Annotated in this window: 18 protein-coding genes and 3 pseudogenes; all 21 read right to left on the reverse strand. The window is 37.7% G+C overall.

Going from position 1 to position 20,443, the window contains the following annotated elements:
- On the reverse strand, positions 1–214 hold a 214-nt coding region (locus tag I4V44_RS17420; protein WP_207744230.1), incomplete at its 3' end, for a hypothetical protein.
- Between the two features lie 400 nt (positions 215–614).
- Positions 615–1,662, reverse strand: a pseudogene (locus tag I4V44_RS05185) (acyltransferase family protein).
- A 5-nt stretch (positions 1,663–1,667) separates the two neighbouring features.
- Positions 1,668–3,011 carry a lipopolysaccharide biosynthesis protein gene (locus I4V44_RS05195; RefSeq protein ID WP_118567162.1) on the reverse strand — a complete coding sequence of 448 codons (1,344 nt, stop codon included), beginning with the start codon at positions 3,009–3,011 and terminating at the stop codon, positions 1,668–1,670.
- Positions 3,012–3,018: 7 nt separating this feature from the next.
- Positions 3,019–3,318 (reverse strand): hypothetical protein, encoded by a 300-nt coding sequence (locus I4V44_RS05200; RefSeq protein WP_173679636.1) that lies wholly within the window; start codon positions 3,316–3,318, stop codon positions 3,019–3,021.
- Positions 3,319–3,477: 159 nt separating this feature from the next.
- Positions 3,478–4,353 carry a hypothetical protein gene (locus I4V44_RS05205; protein WP_118567164.1) on the reverse strand — a complete coding sequence of 292 codons (876 nt, stop codon included), beginning with the start codon at positions 4,351–4,353 and terminating at the stop codon, positions 3,478–3,480.
- A gap of 9 nt (positions 4,354–4,362) precedes the next feature.
- The gene (locus I4V44_RS17875; protein ID WP_118567165.1) at positions 4,363–5,634 is read right to left on the reverse strand and encodes an O-antigen ligase family protein; all 1,272 of its coding nucleotides are present in this window, start codon (positions 5,632–5,634) and stop codon (positions 4,363–4,365) included.
- A 42-nt stretch (positions 5,635–5,676) separates the two neighbouring features.
- On the reverse strand, positions 5,677–6,462 hold the full coding sequence (locus I4V44_RS05215) for a glycosyltransferase family 2 protein (protein ID WP_118567166.1): 786 nt from the start codon (positions 6,460–6,462) through the stop codon (positions 5,677–5,679).
- A 27-nt stretch (positions 6,463–6,489) separates the two neighbouring features.
- Positions 6,490–7,662: a glycosyltransferase family 4 protein gene (locus tag I4V44_RS05220; protein WP_173679635.1), complete on the reverse strand. Its 1,173-nt coding sequence runs from the start codon at positions 7,660–7,662 to the stop codon at positions 6,490–6,492.
- Between the two features lie 31 nt (positions 7,663–7,693).
- Positions 7,694–8,125 (reverse strand): 4Fe-4S binding protein, encoded by a 432-nt coding sequence (locus tag I4V44_RS05225; protein WP_118567168.1) that lies wholly within the window; start codon positions 8,123–8,125, stop codon positions 7,694–7,696.
- The gene (locus I4V44_RS05230) at positions 8,106–9,068 is read right to left on the reverse strand and encodes a Coenzyme F420 hydrogenase/dehydrogenase, beta subunit C-terminal domain (protein ID WP_118567169.1); all 963 of its coding nucleotides are present in this window, start codon (positions 9,066–9,068) and stop codon (positions 8,106–8,108) included. Before I4V44_RS05230 ends, I4V44_RS05225 begins: the two co-directional genes overlap by 20 nt.
- A 32-nt stretch (positions 9,069–9,100) precedes the next feature.
- Positions 9,101–10,201 (reverse strand): glycosyltransferase family 1 protein, encoded by a 1,101-nt coding sequence (locus I4V44_RS05235; RefSeq protein WP_118567170.1) that lies wholly within the window; start codon positions 10,199–10,201, stop codon positions 9,101–9,103.
- 11 nt (positions 10,202–10,212) lie between these two features.
- The gene (locus tag I4V44_RS05240) at positions 10,213–11,214 is read right to left on the reverse strand and encodes a polysaccharide pyruvyl transferase family protein (RefSeq protein WP_118567171.1); all 1,002 of its coding nucleotides are present in this window, start codon (positions 11,212–11,214) and stop codon (positions 10,213–10,215) included.
- Positions 11,211–12,275 carry a glycosyltransferase family 4 protein gene (locus tag I4V44_RS05245; protein WP_202017211.1) on the reverse strand — a complete coding sequence of 355 codons (1,065 nt, stop codon included), beginning with the start codon at positions 12,273–12,275 and terminating at the stop codon, positions 11,211–11,213. Before I4V44_RS05245 ends, I4V44_RS05240 begins: the two co-directional genes overlap by 4 nt.
- Before the next feature lie 170 nt (positions 12,276–12,445).
- A complete protein-coding gene (locus tag I4V44_RS05250) occupies positions 12,446–13,345 on the reverse strand; it encodes an acyltransferase family protein (RefSeq protein ID WP_196002443.1) in 900 nt (299 codons plus the stop codon).
- Positions 13,345–14,133, reverse strand: a complete 789-nt coding sequence (locus I4V44_RS05255) for a WecB/TagA/CpsF family glycosyltransferase (RefSeq protein ID WP_226839744.1) — start codon at positions 14,131–14,133, stop codon at positions 13,345–13,347. Before I4V44_RS05255 ends, I4V44_RS05250 begins: the two co-directional genes overlap by 1 nt.
- A 35-nt stretch (positions 14,134–14,168) precedes the next feature.
- Positions 14,169–14,450, reverse strand: a pseudogene (locus I4V44_RS05260) (glycerol-3-phosphate cytidylyltransferase); the annotation flags it as partial.
- A 56-nt stretch (positions 14,451–14,506) separates the two neighbouring features.
- Positions 14,507–15,508: pseudogene (locus I4V44_RS05265) on the reverse strand (NAD(P)H-dependent glycerol-3-phosphate dehydrogenase); the annotation flags it as partial.
- An 832-nt stretch (positions 15,509–16,340) separates the two neighbouring features.
- Entirely contained in the window at positions 16,341–17,795 is a 1,455-nt protein-coding gene (locus tag I4V44_RS05270; RefSeq protein WP_118567175.1) for a sugar transferase, read from the reverse strand.
- Between the two features lie 84 nt (positions 17,796–17,879).
- Complete coding sequence (loaP, locus tag I4V44_RS05275) at positions 17,880–18,386, reverse strand: antiterminator LoaP (RefSeq protein WP_226839743.1); 507 nt, start codon at positions 18,384–18,386, stop codon at positions 17,880–17,882.
- Between the two features lie 235 nt (positions 18,387–18,621).
- A complete protein-coding gene (locus I4V44_RS05280) occupies positions 18,622–19,248 on the reverse strand; it encodes a hypothetical protein (protein WP_008704454.1) in 627 nt (208 codons plus the stop codon).
- 140 nt (positions 19,249–19,388) lie between these two features.
- A complete protein-coding gene (locus I4V44_RS05285) occupies positions 19,389–20,426 on the reverse strand; it encodes an LCP family protein (RefSeq protein ID WP_227219277.1) in 1,038 nt (345 codons plus the stop codon).
- Positions 20,427–20,443 lie beyond the last annotated feature (17 nt).

Genomic DNA, 20,443 nt, shown 5'->3' on the forward strand with positions numbered 1-20,443 from the left:
AAAAATCCAGAATATAAGCCCAGAATCGTTGAATTTTCAGCATTCTGGGCTTAAGTTGACCACATTGGGGTCTGACCCCAATGTCACTCCTAAAACATACTCTCGCCGTTTCTGTATCTTCCTCATTAATTGTGTTGTCTGGTATTCTCGGAATAAATTTCTTATATAATGGCTCATCCACGTTAAAACTTACATGATACAATGTAATTGGCATTTTTCATACCTCAATAGATTTCTATTTCCACACACTGTCAACTATCGGTCAGCTATTTATAGCTGTCTATCATCCGCCACGCAGAGGCTGTTGACTTGGATGACTACCGCACAGGTTGTGCGGCGTGTTTATAAAACTTTTAGACTTTCTTTATGAAAAATTTCCGGTACCTGACCCTTTCTATGGACCCTAGCTTAATGGCATTGCCTTCTATGTGCATAAACGAAAGGGCAGTTCACTGGAATGTCAAAACTGCTTTTTCGTTTACCCCATCATCGATTCTAACCTAAAGAATTTATTTGTATCTGCATAACATGCCTCAAACGGGGGGTATATCCGTTACAAGAATGTGAACAAACATGCTTAAAGATCATATATGCAAATTCTTCTATAAAGTATTCTATCTTCCACCTAATAAGCAAATGCTTAATGGTTTTATCTTTTTTAAAAAAAGCGTTATTCCACAGCAAATGCCCAAAATCAACAGCGCCTCAACAATTACCAATATAAAAGGAACATCTACTCCTACTATTGCAAAGACTGGTATTATGACATATTGAAAAACATATCCCTGTACTGCATAAATTCCCATAGAGAGCGTTCCCACCACCCCTAGATATTTGGCGGTTTTGAATTTATTCACTGTCACATTCATTAATAAATTAATTCCTGAAAGCACAAATACCGATCCAGCAAAGCCGATAGTCCATCGGTATAAATCGTAATACATTTGTATCCATGGATTTTCTTTTCCTAATATTGCAAATCCAGAAATATAAATATAAGTGCCCGTCTGCATAAAGTGCAACAAGATTAAAAGCACAAAGCCTGATACTATCAATACAACCTTCTGAATTTTATTTCTGACTCTTACACCATGTAAATTCCACATATAACCAGCAACAAAAAATGGATACAAAAATTTCATATACCCTAAATTGAATTTATCCGGAGTAATAAAGAAGGCAATCATCAAAAGCAACATTACAGCCTTATTGTCCCTAAATAGATAATGGATTCCGGCTACTATAGCAGAGCATAGCAATATCGCCCACAAAAACCAAAGCGTTCCAAACAAAGTAATCACATAACGCTTAACCCACCAGATGATTCCTGACCCGTTCAATTGCCCCGTTAATATTCTGACTGCAAAATCGATTGTTCCCCAGCAGATAATAGGAAGTACAAGCGTTTTCACACGGTTTATAACCAGCTCTTTCGGAGTACGCTTCTATTGTATAGAAGAACAAATATCCACTCAACAATGCGAACAGAGGCATATGAAAACTGTAAATCAGCTTAAAAACCGGATCATTAAAAAACAGCCTACTTCCCACATAAGAAATCTTACTTCCATATTGAATGGAATGTCCGAGAAGTACTAGAAAAATTGAAATGCCTTTCATAATGTCCAAATATAAATTTCTCTGTTTCTTATCCAAGTTCATCTTTGCTATTCCTCAATTTTATTCTTCAATTTCTTTATAGTGAATATAGGTGCCAAAACTTCGTATGGCAACATAGCTAGCACATTAGCAAGAACAACGGCTATCCAACTTCTAGTAATCTGAACCAAAATATAGGCCAACGGTATAAAAATAATTCCAGCGAACGTCATCCAAATCATTTGTAACTTAAAATATGACATACCGTTGCCTATCGTAGTATTCACATTATGTGCAACAAAAACGACACTTGAACATACAAATACTAACCCGTATACTAAGTTTGCACGAATTACCCCTGTACCAAGCCAAATATCAAATACTACACCCAAAAAAGGGACAATCAGAAGTTCCGCGACAAAGCATGCCAATGTTAAAATTAAAAATATACGGTATATTTTCAATATCCAGACATAATTCTTTTGGGCTTGTGCTTTCGTTACTGCTGACCAAACAGGAGTTAATGCAAGTGAAATTATCATTGCGGCGGTTTTAAATATCTTGAAATACGCCTGATATTCAACAACATATTCTGGTGCAGTAAAATTTGAAATCAAAAATTCATTTGCCGAAGAAACAACCATAAAAACGATCTGAAGCCAAAGAAGTGCTATTCCCACGTTACAAATTTGCTTGATGTAATTTTTATTGAAACATTTGAAACTAGGAACCTTACCTTTTAACATGGTTGAAAATACTACAATGCTACATATTATGTAGGGAACGTTAGCCGCCAATACGTTAACCCAAGACATCATAAGAAGGTTTTCAGAAATACTTTTCGATGGCAAAACCAAAAGGAAAAGCAGAATTAGAATATTCGTGAACAGGGCTAAAGCATTAACTATTGCAGAACGTTGATATGCATACAGGATAGATGTAATAATTTTCAAAACAATCTGCAACATTATCCCAATAAAAACAATTCGAACACATTTGACTAAAATGAAATTTTCAACCAATGATGAAGAGACATTGAAAATACTGTTCCAATCTGCTAAAGGAATACAGGCATAGCCTGCTATTCCAATCACGATAGCAATGATTGACATAAGAATATATGTCGTTGAAATACTATCCCTTATACCTTTTTGATCATTTTTTTCAATAAAAGCAGGAAGCTGATTTCTTAAACCTTGCCCTAAACCTAGATCAAAGAGCACCACCCAATTTAATATAGAAAGAATTGTATACCAAATTCCCAGAACAGTTTGGTCTCCAAAGAATCTAAGATACAATGGAAGAAGCACGACAGAAACAATTAAAGATCCTCCTTTAACCACAAATGCCCCGATAATATTTTCAAATAATTTTTTATTGTTTGTAATTATTTCCTTCAGCTGATCAATCATATTTTTTCTATCCTTCAAATTGTATTTCATAAGCTTTTTTGTTTTCAATCTTTCGTGCAAAATACATGAAAAATGTGGTAAACAATAATGTCATATAATGGGGTTCAGTATTTATAATGATTAATGTAATAATAAGAATCACAGCAGAAATACAACGATTATCCGTCATCTTAAAACACGCTTTTATCTGCAATAATAAATATAAAAGTCCCGGAAGCACTCCGTAATATAACATCATAGTAAACGTAGTATTTATATTTGAACCATCTACCACATATCCCAATCCCCCCACCGTCTGAACTCTCATACTATCAATTTCCAATATATCGATTCCAAACGGATGTCGTACAACAAGGTTTACGTCTATCAAAGTACGCTGAACAACACTGCAAAAACAAACCAAAGCGATGCCTTTACTGGTGCAGACATACTACTATATTTTGTAAATATTTTGTTCATAAGATTGCTATCGTCCTCCGGTTTTTTTTATTTTCCGAATAGTCTTTTTTACCATTCGACCGCAAATATAGGGTATACTTTCCATAGGACTATTGGTTGCAAACATGAATCTTTCTGGGCTAATTTTTCTTTTATTGTATTTTTTGAAAAGATTATCCAGCTCACAGTACGACATACATAGTACTTCTCTAATAGAAATACCATACAAAGGTGCTCCATGCACTTTCCCATTAATTGAAAAGAATCTTACATTCTCCAGATCTGCAATATGCTCATATTGTGCAATATCTTCGTCACAGGCATTCGCATAGAAGAAATACAATGTACCCTTGTATTCATTTATCAACTGTTTCAAATCCATATACTGCTGCTCAACACGATATTTATCGAAATATCTAATTGGATGATATTTGTTATAGATTTCCAGCGATATCTGTGGGGAAAAAGCATAAATTGCTTCTGCATTCAATAAACATCCAAATAGTATTGCCATGAATCCACCTGCCGAAGATCCAACTGTAACTACTTTATATCCTTGAGTTAACATTTTCAGTTTTTCAGCGACCTTATAATGGCTGTTAAATTCCGCGTTAATCCCTTCAATACAGAAATTTTTATAAATATCCCTAACAAAAATCTGCTTTGCAGCTTTTTCTTGAAGTTTTTGTTCGCTTCCAATATTCATCCATTCAAATTTATCTTTTTCAACAACTTCTTTTTTAAATTCTGAAATTGTTGTTGGAAAAAACAAACCATGGGAAGTAAAAAATATGTAACAGTACTCCCCCTGCCTGTCAAAATTCAAAACCTTATAATTTTGTAAATTTGAATAAGCTTCAAATATTTCTTGATTGTCTCTTGCATTTTCAAATATTTCATACATAATATGCGTCTACCTCTCCACTTCTATTGCGTTCCTTTTTCTATTGGCTCCATCCAATAAATAAGGTAACAGAATTAAAAACGGATAAATATATCTTGATTGTGCTAAACTTGTATTCAGCCACACCAGTGCAAATACTAATCCTAATATAATATTCTTCTTTTTGAGAATTGGCTTTAGAATATACGGGTAATAAACAAATATTGCCACAGGGATTCCTGCTACTGTTGCAAAACTTACAATAAACGCACCTGTCGCATAAACCCCACTAGTTACAATAGCATTGGTTAATGCAGTAAATCCTGAGCCTAAGAACAACGCCAAAGGATTATTTTTGATTATCTCACCACATACATTCATCATCGATAATCTAGCATTCCCTGATGCATTTTCAAAACTTTGCATCTCATTAAATTTTGAAAACACAAAAATATTCAAAATACTATCTGTACCACGCATACTGTTGTTAATAATTAAGAAAATCAGAACAACAACTATAATGCCAATAACATATCTTCGTGCTCGCCGATTTAGTATATCAGTATTACGCTTGACAAGAAATCCAACAATAATAATCCCCAAAGACATATATCCAGTCGTACTACCAGTTGTTAAGATGGTAATGATGAGAAGCAATATGCTTATTGTATAATGTTTCTTGGGCATCTCAAGATATTCCGGAAAGTAAAGTTCAATCATCAGCGCCGCATTAAGTACCATTTGATATAAACCTGGTTCTGTAAAAATCCCATTATTTCTGAAACCGGCATACACTCCACGATAGGTATAAAAAAGCGTACCATAAAAGTCACTCAGTTCCCAACCAGGAACTTGTACCAAATATTGTTTTAATTTACTGGCATCAAAAATCTGAACAAGATAGAATCCTAAGCTTATTACTGCAAAGAAGAGAATAGCCTTCACAACTCTATTAAAAAAATGCTCTTTATCGATATTAAATGCAGTAAATAAAAGGATGAGTGGTTCTATAACCTTGATTGCAGCAGTGACAAAATATGGCTGACTGTGAACAAATACTAATACAAACATTAAAACAGCAATAAGCAGCATATGGACAATATATTTATTTTGAAATTTATTTCTATTCATCAGAATGTACACAACACCGATAATTAAACTCATGTATGTAAATGTCCATTCATTTAACGAATAGATTTTTGCGCCGTGTGATATTATCAGTAAATATATCAAGAAATACTGCAAAATAGTATTGATATTAGTATTACATATCACCTTGTTTTCACCAATCGTGATTTTCACTTTACTCCCCCTTAAAACGCCAATCAGGATATATTTAATTGATTACAACTCCTCTACATGAATCGCCAAATCTTTACTCCTGACTGAAACAATCCTATCAATAATCTTATAAATCTTCAGTTTCGCCAGCACTCTTTCGTAAGATTTCATGCCGCCTTCTTCATTTAGGTATGCCAACCTATCGCCTGACTTCTGTCCTTCGTGAATTCTAAAACCAGAAACAACGGAATTGATGCTATACAATCGCTCCTTTTCCGCAAAACGCTTCCACAAATCAAAATCACCAGCGAGTTTAAAATGGGTATCAATACCACCAACAGATTCATACAATGCTCTACTCCAAAAACTTGATTCTTGTTGCAGACATCCCAATTTAGGTCCATTGTGCCAGCCTTTACGAATAAATTGATGTGGAAACACCTGAATGCCTTTACCAACGACATAATTAATTCCATCCTCAGTATACCGTGAACCAAGTCCTACACACCACTGAACTTTATGTCCGTTGACCTCTTTATTGATTACCTTATTGATGGTAGCAAGCGTCCAAGGCATATACATATCATCGGAATTAATCCAACAAAAGACATCTCCTTTTGCCATTTTGAATCCTTTTGAAATAGCATCATACATACCATTATCCTTCTCACTTATCCAGCGCATCGGATATTTTCCTTCATATTTCTTTATAATTTCAAGCGTCCCATCTTTAGATCCGCCGTCTACAATAATGTGTTCAAAATCTCGATAAGTTTGAGACATCATACCTTTAATACACTCTTCTAAATATTCTTCTGAATTATATGTAGGTGTTATTACACTGATCATGCGTTACTCCCTCTTTATTTCTGACATTCACACTTCAAGAAACTTATTCAATCTGTTACTCCAACTTCTATAATCAAACATTGTTTTCGAATTTTCTTTGGAGTTATTTTTTAATTGTTGTCTTTCTTCAAAAGACTTTGATATAGCTCTTCTTATTGCATTTGCACAATCTTCTGGTTCGCAACCATCAAAAATGATGCTGTCAACATTGTCTGTCAAAAAGTCTTCCGTATAATCACCTACTCTGGTACAAACCGGTACGATTCCATAATTCATCATTTCAGGAACCTTACTCGGAAAATTTGATATCGTATATTGATTATTCGGTCTTGCTAACAACAAATAGTCTGCAGTAGAATATAAGCTCATCAATTCTTCGTATTCGAGCCATCCGTGAATATGAAGAATATTTTTAAATTTATCTAATATGTATCCGTATTTTCCCAGATATTCTTTGATCTGCTCAGGTTTATTATTTGTTATGTGAAATTGGAACTTCTCCAATTCTTCACCGGAAAGTAAATCCAAGGCAATTAACATGCTATCAAGTGCATCTTTCTTAGAAAACGCACCAGCATAGATAAATTTAACTGGGTTACCATTTTCACAAACTTCACCCAAGCCGGATTCTTCCGAATCGATTAAAGGCGGTAAATAAAAAGTACTACAACTCAAAGCATCAAAATGCCTTTGAAGATTTTTGCTAATTACAATCACTTTTCCCCAATATGGCATCCATTTATAAAATATCCTATGCCATAATAGATACACAGGATCTAGCTTGCCAAACTTATACTGGCTTGCCATCGGCCATTCTACTACGCATGTAATTATATGTTTTTTAGGAATGCATTGATATTTTTTTGCTATTTGTGAAAACAAACTAATATATCCGCCATACAAGATGAAATAATCATCTGAATTAATATTCCATTTGCTCAACTCACGATGTATTAGATTTCCAAATAACAGCGTTCCCTTGATTTTCATTGGCATCTTTTTCTTCTGAAACGGAATATTAACACAAATTAAATTTTCGTCAACTTGTACTTCGGTTCTATCTTCACCATTATGGCTTCCGATTGCAATTACATCCCATCCGGCATAAGCTAAGGCTTTGCTCATATATAAAATATAATTAGAATTAGCATCCCCATGTGGCAATTTGCTGTTACTTAAAATAAAAACTCTCTTCTTCATTATGCTGTGTTCCTCACATTCCGTTACACAATCAATGGTTTGGACACGCATTGATACATTTGTAACATCTTATACAAATTTCGGCATCAACAACGGGGTATAAAAATCCCTCTTCGTCAGGCAAGAGAGTTATTGCGCCGGTATGAATATAATCCTTCACAAGATTTTTTCCTATTTGGCAGCTAAAATTATAACCATCTTCACCGTTAAGATTTCCTTCTATATTCCGTTTTGCTCGAATTGGTCTGTCATCTCCACTCAAGGGACACACCGCATAACATGCACCGCATCCACAACATTCTTCACGCTTTGCGTATAGTTCCGGTAGCTTTTTCTCATTTTCAGAATCTTTCACAAAAACATAGCGCACCGATTCGTGTGGTCTATATTTCTGCCACTTATTTGATACTGGTTGGCACTCATCTGGTAAATACACTCCAGCCTTATTTTGATAAATTTTCATCGTTTTTTCCCAATCTTCTAAATAATTGATATGCTGCTTTTCTCACATATCGTTTAACCTTGAACAGGCCAGTTCCATTTTCAAATAACATTACATCTAGAATGTCAGACGAATGATATTTTCTCCAAAATGCGTTTCTATCCGCAGGTTCCTTAAACGATTCTGTAAGTGCAGGCTGCATATAATTTTGAATATCTACTTTTCTTACATACAAGTCTACATCTTCCATCATTTTTTCTCCGCGATTGGAATTAACCAAAACCAGTGATATGCCTTTTTCATCAAAGAAATCTGCTTCTCCTACTCCCCAAGCGTCTCCCAATGTTATATCTGATACACGATTCAGCCCTCTATACAAGCACTTGTAACAGCTAGGTCGTATCATGTTATGTCCATAAAATAATTTTGCATATTCATCACTATCATACTGTTTGGAGTTTGTGTAAATTGTTTCCTTAGCTGCCGCCCATCCGAATTTAGATTTATTCCGAAAATCGAATTGAACCAACTCTTCATCAATACTTTCCATTTTCTTATTAAGCCATGCGGTGCATACACCAGGGCTCGGAATTCCCCGACATACTATATCCAGCGTAAAAAGATTATTCTTTTCAACCTTAGGGCACGCACTAATTATTCCTGCAACTTGACAAGCTGTTCCTGAAAACAGCACTTTTTTACCATTATGTAAATCTATCAGTGCTTGTTTCATTCCCTCTGAACTGTCACTTTGTACATATTTAGACCCCTGCAATTTAGGCAGATCCGCCGAATTATCTATTCTAATATGTTTAGCTGCTTTTTCACCGATTTCAAAATAGCACCCATACACTACACCATCGTATTCATCCATAAATCGCTGTGCTATTGCAAAAAAAGCACCGCCGGATCTCGATTTCATCCTAATATCATCTGTTGTATGTTTTGCAACATAAGCCTTCATGATGTTCCCCTTTATGTGTCTATACTACAAATCTAAATACTTTCAAACCACGCAAAAAGTTTCTGAGAAGCTACTTTGATATCAAATCCATGTTCAATAACGCTTGTGCACTCATCTTTTCTTTTGAAGTCGTAAAACTTTTCTATTTGTTTTGACCACTGTTCTGCAGATGTCCCTAAGCTCAAATAAACTGCATTTTCCGTCACTTTTGTTTCATGTGGAATTACATCAGACATAATACAAGGCAATCCAGCCGTCTGTGCTTCAATCGCAACAATTCCTAATCCTTCAAATCGGGATGGCATTAAAAACACATCCATAGCCTGAAGCAAATCCGGTACATCTTTTCTTAATCCAAAAAAATGTATATTATCTTCTAAACCGTATGTTCTTACCTTTTCTTTTAATCTCTTCTCATCTTCTCCGCTGCCAATCAACAATAAGACTGCATTTGGTATTTTCTTAATTAATTCACGAAAAATTTCTATCATGAAGTCCTGATTCTTCTGAAAGTGTAACCTACCGACATTTCCTATAACAAAGTTATCTTCCAAGCCCAAATCTTTTCTCATCTTACAGCGTACCTCTTCCCGAAAGCGGTAATTTATCGTATTGATTGCGTTTGGAATCACTTTGTAGTTTTTATTCTCTTTCACAGAATTGGGATAGCTCCATTCAGCCGCCAAATCAGAGCAAGCCCAAAAATCAGTTGCATATTTCACCACAAAATTTTTATTTATCGTATGACGAATCAGCTGTGATTTACTTCCCATTGCTTCAGAGTTATGAGCATGTATAATTCTTGTTTTAATACCAAATTTCTTTGCGAACTTTAACAAATCTAAATTACAGAACATACAGTCATTCAGCCATACGGCGTCATACTCATTAGCATGTTCCTGCATATACTCTTTGAATCTGCGATGGTATTCAAAAAATGATTTTTTTCTGCTCGGAAGATGGTATACTTTTCCCCCAAGGGCAATTACTTCTTGTTCAATTGCAATTTTTTCATACGGGGCAATAAAGTCAAACACAATATCGTTATCCTGCATCCCTCGTATATAACTCAGCATAAAAGTTTCCATACCGCCCAGATTATCAGTCATTCCATATACAAGAACCCGCTTCATTACTAACCTCCTTAAGAAATAAATCCTCTTAAGTACTGCTGAGATTTATCTCTTTTTTCTTTTAATTCTTCTGAAACTTTTTCATAATCCACTGGAACCTGCTCCATTTCACTCAGTGTTCCATACCTACAAGCATTTCTGTGTTCTAAATGAAATTCTTTAATGAGCTCAAGTATTTTTTCTTTTCCATCTGCAAATGTACAGAATTGCCTATGAAAATGAATCGACAATGCAGTTCCATGAAATGTATCCGTCACCACATATTCTGCGTTCATAAAAAGCCCTAAAACTTCAAAAGGTGATGCTGGAAGGCTAAAATCGCACCAATCAAACTTATTTCCAACCGCTACAATCTTTAAGCCTTTCTGCTTTGCAAACTCTTTTGTTCGTTTAATTTTGTCCGCATCAAAAGAATATGTATAGACTAAAAGATACTTGTCCAATTTGGGCTTAACAGCATACTTTCTTAGATCGATTAAAAATGTAGGGTCTACATGCACACCGATTTCTTTATCTGTTAATGCTTGATAGGCGCTCTGAGTTCGTGTATCACGAACAGAAATACTATCCAATTTACGAATGCCATCCATTACAAACTGATATCCTCGTGCCTGCTCTGAAGATGTCCCGTTAGAACAAACCGCATAAGTGATAATCTTTTTGCTGTCGATACCCACGCCCCAATATTCTGGTAATGGTTTTACCGTCTTTCCATTTAACTGCCACATCTCATCACTTCCAATGATGACAAGATCGTACCCGCTCTTTTTCTTCGTCTTTTTTAATTTCTTCTGTGCTTTATTCCATTTATGTCTGAACTCATTTCTGAAAGCAATTCGGTCCAGATGATACGCATATAAATTGTGAATATTCCAATAAAATGACTTCAAAGATCTTGTAGTAATATATTCCACATCCTGATCGTTTTCTTTCAAAAATTCACCTAATGAAAACGCCTGTAAAAAAGCACCATAATTCACAGCTTCGCAGAATGTAATTATTCCAATTTTCATTTGCAAATTACTCCTTCATACACTTTCTCAATTTCCTCAATATGCTTCTCCAGCGAATATCTTTCTTTAACAATTTTCAGACTCTGCTCACCCATATTTTGTCTCATACTATCATCCGTCAGAATTTGAATAATCTTCTCCGTAAAACCAGTCATATCTCCTGGCTCACGCAGGAAGCCATTTTCGCCCTCATGCACAATTCTCGGAATCCCCCCAACATTGGTAGAAACAATCGGTAAACCATATCCCATTGCATCCAGCACCGACATGGGCATGCCTTCCGTATAGGATGGCAGGAAGAAAATATCGCTCTCTTTCAGTAGTTTTTCTTTCTGTTCTCCACGAACCCAGCCTGGGAAAACAAAATGCCCAGCAACACCTTCTGCTGTCGCTTTAGACGTTACCTGCTCGATTTCACCTGCACCTGCGACTACCATTTTTACATCCGGTACAACTTCAGCTACACGCTTGGTCACATCGACCATATCATAACAGCCCTTCATCTGGTTAATTGCTCCTAAAAACAACACCTGATTGTGGCACAGACTTCTGTCAATTCCATCTTTTACGATACTGTAATTTTCAATAACCGTCATTTTCTCGGTTGGAATAACTTCTGAAAATCGCTCTTTCCAACTTTCTGACAAAACAATAAATCTGGCACATTTACTCCACGCCTTCCGAACCAGCTTCTTTTTTCGCTCAGATGCGTTGGTGTAAAGCTTATCAAACTCCGAACCGTGAATATGATTAATCATCGGTTTCTTTGCCCAAGATGACATATAGATAAAGGGAAGTGAACGATAAAAAGAAGGACCAAAGGAAGAATGCATATGTACAATATCAGGACTGTCTACCAACAATACTTTAGCAAAGTGGAAATATCCGCAGATACCCTTGAATAACTTTGTCAGTTTTCCACCATCTTTGTAGGACTCGACATATATCATGTCATAGTCCTGTTCCAACTTAGAGCCATAATATCCGCTTACTACAGCAGCAATACCACCCTTGACCATTTTATTCTGTACAATCATGCAAACCTTAGTTTTCTTTTGCATTCATATTTCCTCTCAGTTCATTTTATTTAAAATTCGTTTAATCAGTTTTCCTGATGCCCTTCCTACAAAACGCCAGGAAAGCCATGCAAGAGCAAATGTTACTGTAACAAGCAGTAACAAGCACCAACCCCAGTCCCACAGGTTAATCAAGTCATAATGCACAATTACATTCAGCACAACCCAGTGATAGAGGAAAATTCCGTAGGTGAGGTCGCATTTGATACGAATCGCAGGTAAGCAGTACCCCCCCCCCCAATAGCAATTAGCGGTGCTAGAATTCCAACCATAATTCCCGCATAGTATCCCGGAAGATTCCAGTTTAAGAGTCGCAGAACTGTATATACAGCCAGTAACGGCAGTGTCAGTTTTTTTAGAACTGGAATAAGTACATCACGCTTATGGTAGATAAAGCATCCCAATAGGAACCAAATGAAATACGGCACAAATGCCCGTTCAATCATCTTGGCAATCGCCCCGCCGAAGTATTTTGCGGCATAGTCACAGCCCACATTGACTGCAACACTTACTGTCAGCGCAATTCCCCACTGCACATTGTTCATCTTCTTCAAAAACCCATTGAAAAAGCAAATGACAATGTAAAGTTGAATTTCCGTGAAGATTGTCCAAAGGGAACCATTTACACTGCCTGTTGCGAAATTTGATAGGCAGCTAGGGGTGTTGGCAACACCGAAAACCTGCGTTCCAAGCCAAACAATAATACTTTTATCCAGCAAATTCGGCACTACGATACATAGCATAATAAGATTCACAATAGTACATACCCACAGTTCCGGGTATAGACGTACAACTCGTTTGAGCATATATTCCTTTTTTGACTTAGAACGCTCCAGAGAAGCTGTAACAAGAAATCCGCTAATTGCAAAAAGCAATACGACTCCCGGGAAAAAGTGCATGATAGATACCATTGTATCCATCGCCTTTATTGGCGTATTTGTAAAGGCCTGTGCCCTCCATGCAAAGTGCCCGAGCATTACGCTAATAGCAGCCCAATAGCGTATCAAGTCAAATCCATTATTATAAAAATCTTTGTCTTGAAATTTTTGAACCATTATTTTCCCCTTATCACAGCATTCCAAATGAACTTCGTGTTCGTCACCAAGTATCTTTTGAACAGTCTCTTCGGATCCTGCATCAATCTATACACCCATTCCAGATTGCACTTCTGCATCCACTCCGGGGCTCTCTCAATATTTCCAGCAAAATAGTCAAAACCAGCACCCACACCGACCATAAAACCATCAATCACACCCTGATGTGCTGCCATCCACTTTTCCTGCTTCGGAGCGCCAAGACCAACCCAAACGAAATCCGGTTTTGTTTCATTGATGCGTTTCACCACAGCAGCATCTTCTTCCGGAGTTGTCGGTCTGAATGGTGGGCTGTACATTCCGGCAATCTGAATGCCGGGATAACTGGCGGTCAGTTCTTGATACAATTTCTCCAAAGTTTCCTCTGTAGAACCATAAAAATAATGCCGATATCCCTTTTCAGCAGAAATTTTCAAAATTTCTCCCATATAGCTCGGACCCGTGGTCCTTTCCATATTCGTGCATCCGCGTTTCCGACCAACCGAAGACAGAGGACCACCATCTGGAATAGCCATGATACCGCCGTTCTGGACAGCACAGTAATCCGCATCACCAGAAGCTGTAACAGTGGTATGTACGTTTGAAACACACATATAATCACCGGACAAATCTTTAATATTCTTATCTGTAAAATCCAGCAACCACTCCATATTGATGGCCGCAATATTTACACCCATGATGTTGCATGTGGGGATCTGGGTCTTATCCACTATGCGATTATAATTTGGGGCAAAGGTTCCTATATTCATACTCAGTGGACTCCTCCCTGCTTTTCCAGTTTAATTTACTTCTTATTCAGATCATTCTTAATCTGTGTCGTACTGATTTCAGGTGTTCTTGGCAGATAAACAACTTCCACGCCTTCATCTTTTAAGAAGTCAAATTTACCTTTCCAGTCATCGCCCATTACAAAAGTATCTACATGATATTCATGCACATCTGTTCTCTTCTGTTCCCAATTTTCTTCAGGAATAACAAGATTGACATAACGAACAGACTCCAGCAATGCTTTTCTCTCTTCATATGTGAAATAACATTTTTTCTGCTTCTCATTCCAGTTGAACTCCTTCTATTTTTTAATATTGTACTTTCAAAATTGATGTCCAAAATGGACTTTGGCAACTCACTCTTTTTATCTCTGCTCATGAGGCGGGTCACTATTTCTTTCGGATCTGCCCCTTCATTGACAACAGCATTAACCGCAGTAACAATCGGCATATCAATGTCATATCGCTGCATTAGTTGCATAACTGCTGGAAGTGCATTAACGCCTTCAACAACCATGCCAACTCGTTTGATTGCATCCGAAGGTGAACAACCATTTCCAATCAACTGTCCAGCTCGATTATTTCTACTGTGTTCACTAGTTGCGGTCACAATCAAATCGCCAATACCTGCAAGACCATTAAATGTCTGTTCCATGCACCCCATGGCAACTCCTAATCGAGATATTTCTGCCATACCTCTTGTAATGAGTGCCGCCTTAGCATTATCGCCATAACCTAATCCCTTAGAAATACCGGCTGCCAATGCGATGATATTTTTCAATGCACCACACAATTCAACACCGTGTACATCCACATTGGTATAAACACGCATACAGGTGTTCATAAAAACATCCTGTACTTTCTCTGCCACGTCCAAATCAGTACAAGCAGAAACGATTGTAGTTGGCATGTCGCAGGCAACTTCTTCTGCATGAGTGGGTCCCGACAAAGCAACAATCTTCGCATTAGGGTGTAATCCATCTTTCTGTATTTCATCTCGAATTACTTCCGACATCGTGTAAAGTGTGTCAGCTTCTATTCCCTTCGCAACATCAACTACAATCTGACCATCTGGGATATATTGACGTGCTTTTTCTGCTGTACTACGAACAAAAACAGAAGGAACTGCGAACAAAATAATATCCTTTTGTACACATACTTCTTCAATTGATTTCGTGAATACTATAGTGTCTGGGATAATCATATCTGGTAAGTTTGGATGACACCTTGTTGAAGACAAATCATCTATTTCCTTTTTTATTGCCGACCACACAGTAACATCCTGCCCGCTATTTGAAAGCATTCTGGCTAATGCCATTCCCCATGTGCCTGCACCTAATACTCCAATTGAACTCATTCTCAAAGCCTTTCTTTTGTGAATAGATTTTATTTAAACCGCTATGCAGCGAAATGAATCTCATTTAACTAATCTTCATAGGATAGACCCATGTACTATTTTCTTTTTTATTCTCAACAATGAAGCGATTTGGATACAGACCACAGCAAAATACCTTCGCCACTTCTCCGTACCCATCTACCGCAAAACCCTTGATTTCACTACATTTTCAGCCATAACTACCTTTATCACTCTCTGCACCCCTCTATCCAAAATGCAGAAAATCACCTTTTTCCCCCGCGTCTGACTTCCTCATTTCGTGTTAAAATGATGTTATCACCGTGAGCAGTATGTCTATCCAAAATGCTGATTTTTACAGTTTCTGGGGTGGGTTCCACCCCTGTGGACATGATTTTTCCTGTCATTTTAAGCCACTAATTTCAGAGGATAGACATTGCGTAACATCAAGTGTAGCAAGATATGTAGCCATGTACACATCCTTTTGGATGTTGCTTTTTAATAATTGTGTCTTGTTTAGACCACCACTGAATCTTTCATGTGGACCTGTCATTGGCTACTCACTCATTTCGCTTCAACTGAAACTTTATGGTAAACACCTTCATACCAGCTCACCAACAAAGTGTTAAGTCTTATTGTCATAACTCGCAGTCGCACTTCTCCATTTTTCAAAGTGCTGACCCTTATTGTCATAACCTGTTCGCCAGCTCGCTTTGTTAAAACTGTACACATCTTTCAATCCATATTCTATAGGTAAACCCATCCATAATAACAACAAAATTCGCTCCACTTCATGCTCCTTTGCATTCCATGTGCGGACTTTGCCGAATTTTCTTCATACCGATCCTTCCCTCTTCAGAACCATAATTACTGTTTTAAACAGTATTTTAATATCCAAGCCAAAATTCCAGTTACTGATATATTCTGTATCCAGTCTCACAACTTCTTCGAAGTCAGTGATGTCACTTCGTCCGCTTACCTGCCACATACCAGTGATTCCCGGTTTAATAGCGATTCGAGCCCTGTGATGTAATTCATATTGACGCAGTTCGTCCTGAAGGATCGGACGAGTTCCTACAAGGCTCATGCTCCCATTTAGCACATTCCAGAACTGTGGAAATTCATCAAGGGATGTTTTCCTGATAAATTCGCCGATTCCGGTTTTTCTGGTTCCGTCCGGCAAAATCTTATTTCCGATTACTCGGGGATCGAAATCGAGTTTGAACATACGTCCATCACTCATTTTGTTCTGAGCCATCAATTCTGCTTTCCGTTCTTCTGCATCCATATACATACTCCGGAATTTGTACATCTTAAATGGCTTTCCGTTTTTTCCAATCCTTGTCTGTGAGAAGAAAATCGGACCCGGAGAACTGATGTAGATAGCCGGTGCTATGAAAATAAAAATGATTCCTGTCAGGAAGCAGCCTACCAGTCCCCCCAGAATATCCAATACTCTTTTGGCAAGTGCCTGTCTGTCTGTGGCATAGTTCATGGTGGTTGTCAGAACTGTATATCCGCCAATTGCCTCCACAAATTGTTTCTGTCCGGGAGTACTTCTGACTTTTGCCAGGTTTACATGGACCGGCATTCCCATTTCCAGCAACTCTTCTATCAGTTCCTGAGGGTATGGATATGTTTCATCTACATTTACAAAGACCTCATCTACCCACTGCTGACAGATAAAGGATGGTGCGTTATTTAAGTCTGCTACTACCTGGACTCCTGCAATTTCTTTCCCTGTCATATCTTTATCAATGAGTATCAGACCATTGATGTTGTAACGGTTATAATTGTGTTCTTTTACATTTTGGATTACTTTTGATGCAAGGTCATAATTGGTTACAATGTAGAGAGAATGCTCTCCACCTTCTGCCATTTTATGCAGCAGATGTTTTTTCCATATTATTCTTGTACAATAGGATAAAAGCACATAGAAAATTCCCATAAGATAAAGGATTATTCTTGAAAAGGTATGTCCGCCACTGACAGTAAACAGGTACAGACCACTTGCCAGTTCGATCAGGATCATCTGCCGGATAACAGAGCGCAGCTCCTGATAACGTCCTCTTCTCAGAACTCCTTTATAAGATTCAAACAAAATGATCAGGAACAGATCCACCAATATGACAAATATCATCACATTGCGATAAATTCCCAGTGTAAACAGGTTCCTGACAGAACCGTTTCGAATCAGATACGCCAGTATTAAAGCCATAAATAAACACGCAAGATCAATTAATATGAAATCTTTGTGTTTATACCATCCTCTTGATTTTTTCCTGTACATACGTTTTCCTAACCTCTCCTTCTTTTTTATTCAAAAAGGCATATTTACAGAATCGTTTTCCTGTAAATATGCCATCATTTTTTATTATTCTTTTCTTATAATTTCCAATCCCACCTTCATTTCTACTGTTCTTCCAAACATTTCTATTTCCATATATGCCATTCTTTTGTGCCGGTCTATCCTGCAGATATTTCCTTCCATTCCCATCAGAGGACCTGCCAGGATCTGCACTCTGTCATTCTCGATAATGCCGGAAGACATCTCTACAAGCTGTTTGTCTGTGCCTATTTTCATAAGCAAATCTATTTCTTCCTGAACCAGTGGGACGATCTCATCGCCGGTTCCGATCAGCTTCGTCAGTCCGATGACTTTCCTGAGTCCATTTACCAGTTTTTCCGGATCTTGGGTAATTAAAAAGACATACCCGGGAAAGAGGATTCTTTCCTGGATATGCCATTCGCCCTGAAATCGTTTCTTCTGTTGGTAATATGGGATAAAGCAGCGTTCTAAGACATTGCTGCTTATTAACCGCTGACACTGACAGCGGATGTTTTCTTCGGTGCCTGTGCGCACCTGCATCACATACCACACTGGATATCTTACCTCCGTATTCTGGGTATGCTTCGCCATTCTGCCTGTGTTTCAAGGCAGACTCATACTTCAAGATATGTATTATCCATATCTTCAAACGCGGCAAAGCGACGATTTAAAGACAAAAGATTTACGTCGTGTTTTATTATAACTACGTCAATAAAAAAATGCAACATATTTCTACAAAAAAACAGCCGCCATCTCTGGCGACTGCGTTCTGATTCCGAATTATTGATTATTTCGCATCTGCGATTACCATGAAGAAATCTCCATCGTTTAAGTTAACAGTAAGAGTTTTGCCCTCTTTGTCAATATTAACCGGATCAATGACTACAAACTTCTTTGTGCCGTCTTTGCTGTAGACCCAAAGCTGAATACCTTCCATAGTGTCTGTAAGACTCGGAACATTAAGCTTTACTTCATATGTTCCGTCATCATTAGGCTTTGCTTCTTCTGGCTTCAGTACGTTGAATTCATTGACAAATGTAACAATCATTTTTCCTTCGAGTTTAGCAATGGCATCTTCAAGGTCTGCTTTGTCTGCTTCATCTACGGAAAGGGATTTCAATACTTTTATGAAATCTTCCATCTTCATTGTTCCATCATTGATTTGTTTAAAAGCATCTGCCAGATCTTTATATTTTGCCTGCAGATCAGCAAAGCCCTGTGTTTTCTCAAGTTCCTTAACAACTTCATAAATTGAAGAATGTTCAGAATCCACAGTAGTTTCGCTTGTCCTACTTGGCGCTACCGCGGCCAGATCACTCGTGTTGCTTGGCGCTGCACCGACACCTACAGTAGCACATCCTACTCCAAGGGCAGCTGCTAAAGCAAGTGTCATAAATTTCTTTGCGATTTTCATAATGCACCTCTCCTTTTGGATTAATTTTTATATAGATAACCGTACAGAATGTCTGCACGGACTATCTCTGAATAATAACAGTGATAATTATTTATCACAGTACAGTGTATTCTGTATTCATCATACTATGACTAATACAATCAAATTTTCTCATAAAACATGGAAATAATCAAATCTGACAATGCATCTTCATCGATATGATACTCATCAAAGTTCTCCCCATGTGTTCCCTCACCCGGTACTGTCTCTGTATCAGTGATTCCATTCTGTGATGCAGCCAGCAATTTGGCAAATATATCATTTCCCATATTTGTAACTGTATAGCTTTTAACACTGTCATAGAGACCTGTCACAAATCCGGCGTCCTCTCCTGCTTTTTCCTGAGCCTTCTGCACCAGTGCCTGAAGAAAGGTTTTCTGTCTCTCCTGACGGACCAGAGCACTCTGGGTTTTGTCAATATCACGATATCTTACAAACTGTTCTGCAGTTTCCCCTGTAATATCCACAACAGCACCTTTTTTATATTCCGGATTCACATCTGCGAGACTGTCATCAGGGATTGTGAGCTGTATTCCACCTACGAAATCTGTAATCACTGAAATGCCATCCATGTTCATGGAACAATACCCCTGGATCGGAAGTCCATCCAGCATATCGGAAACTGCTGTTTTCATCAGTTCACAGCTTTTCTCTTTTCCGTCCCCGAAGGCATACTGTATATTCAGATGATCTGTTGTCTCTCCAAGGCTCTGACCATATGGATTAAATACTTCTATCCTGGTCATGGAATCTCGTGGAATAAACAGAACTTTTATCTTTTCTGTTGCACGATCCATGGACACCAGGAAAATTGCATCTGCCTGCCCGGCATCTGCCTGTGACTGATAAGTATCTACAGTTTCCCTTGTATCAATTCCCAGGAATAAATAATTGCTGAGATGATCGTTATATTTGTATGTCTCACCTTTATATTCCACGGTATCACTGTTTTGGTTCAAATCCGTCTGATTCCGGCTGTCACTGTTCTGACCGCCGGCTTTTGACGATGCAACATTTTTCTGGCTTAACAGATAATAACCGCCGCCAAGAATGGAAAGAACTATGATCAGGATAATAATCAAAAGCATACAGATCTTACGCTGTCTGATGGCTTTTCTTGTGGTTTTTTTCATTTTCATTCCTTCAATCTCTGTAT

It is taken from the genome of Blautia sp. 1001283B150304_161114_C9 (assembly GCF_015668165.1).
Lineage (GTDB): Bacteria > Bacillota > Clostridia > Lachnospirales > Lachnospiraceae > Blautia_A > Blautia_A wexlerae.

What these genes read in the sequence shown, in the direction of transcription:
- I4V44_RS05195 (WP_118567162.1), bottom strand. Translation starts at nt 3,011, where the DNA reads ATGATTGATCAGCTGAAGGAAATAATTACAAACAATAAAAAATTATTT.
- I4V44_RS05200 (WP_173679636.1), bottom strand. Translation starts at nt 3,318, where the DNA reads ATGAGAGTTCAGACGGTGGGGGGATTGGGATATGTGGTAGATGGTTCA.
- I4V44_RS05205 (WP_118567164.1), bottom strand. Translation starts at nt 4,353, where the DNA reads ATGTATGAAATATTTGAAAATGCAAGAGACAATCAAGAAATATTTGAA.
- I4V44_RS05215 (WP_118567166.1), bottom strand. Translation starts at nt 6,462, where the DNA reads ATGATCAGTGTAATAACACCTACATATAATTCAGAAGAATATTTAGAA.
- I4V44_RS05220 (WP_173679635.1), bottom strand. Translation starts at nt 7,662, where the DNA reads ATGAAGAAGAGAGTTTTTATTTTAAGTAACAGCAAATTGCCACATGGG.
- I4V44_RS05225 (WP_118567168.1), bottom strand. Translation starts at nt 8,125, where the DNA reads ATGAAAATTTATCAAAATAAGGCTGGAGTGTATTTACCAGATGAGTGC.
- I4V44_RS05230 (WP_118567169.1), bottom strand. Translation starts at nt 9,068, where the DNA reads ATGAAGGCTTATGTTGCAAAACATACAACAGATGATATTAGGATGAAA.
- I4V44_RS05235 (WP_118567170.1), bottom strand. Translation starts at nt 10,201, where the DNA reads ATGAAGCGGGTTCTTGTATATGGAATGACTGATAATCTGGGCGGTATG.
- I4V44_RS05240 (WP_118567171.1), bottom strand. Translation starts at nt 11,214, where the DNA reads ATGAAAATTGGAATAATTACATTCTGCGAAGCTGTGAATTATGGTGCT.
- I4V44_RS05245 (WP_202017211.1), bottom strand. Translation starts at nt 12,275, where the DNA reads ATGCAAAAGAAAACTAAGGTTTGCATGATTGTACAGAATAAAATGGTC.
- I4V44_RS05250 (WP_196002443.1), bottom strand. Translation starts at nt 13,345, where the DNA reads ATGGTTCAAAAATTTCAAGACAAAGATTTTTATAATAATGGATTTGAC.
- I4V44_RS05255 (WP_226839744.1), bottom strand. Translation starts at nt 14,133, where the DNA reads ATGAATATAGGAACCTTTGCCCCAAATTATAATCGCATAGTGGATAAG.
- I4V44_RS05270 (WP_118567175.1), bottom strand. Translation starts at nt 17,795, where the DNA reads ATGTACAGGAAAAAATCAAGAGGATGGTATAAACACAAAGATTTCATA.
- I4V44_RS05280 (WP_008704454.1), bottom strand. Translation starts at nt 19,248, where the DNA reads ATGAAAATCGCAAAGAAATTTATGACACTTGCTTTAGCAGCTGCCCTT.
- I4V44_RS05285 (WP_227219277.1), bottom strand. Translation starts at nt 20,426, where the DNA reads ATGAAAATGAAAAAAACCACAAGAAAAGCCATCAGACAGCGTAAGATC.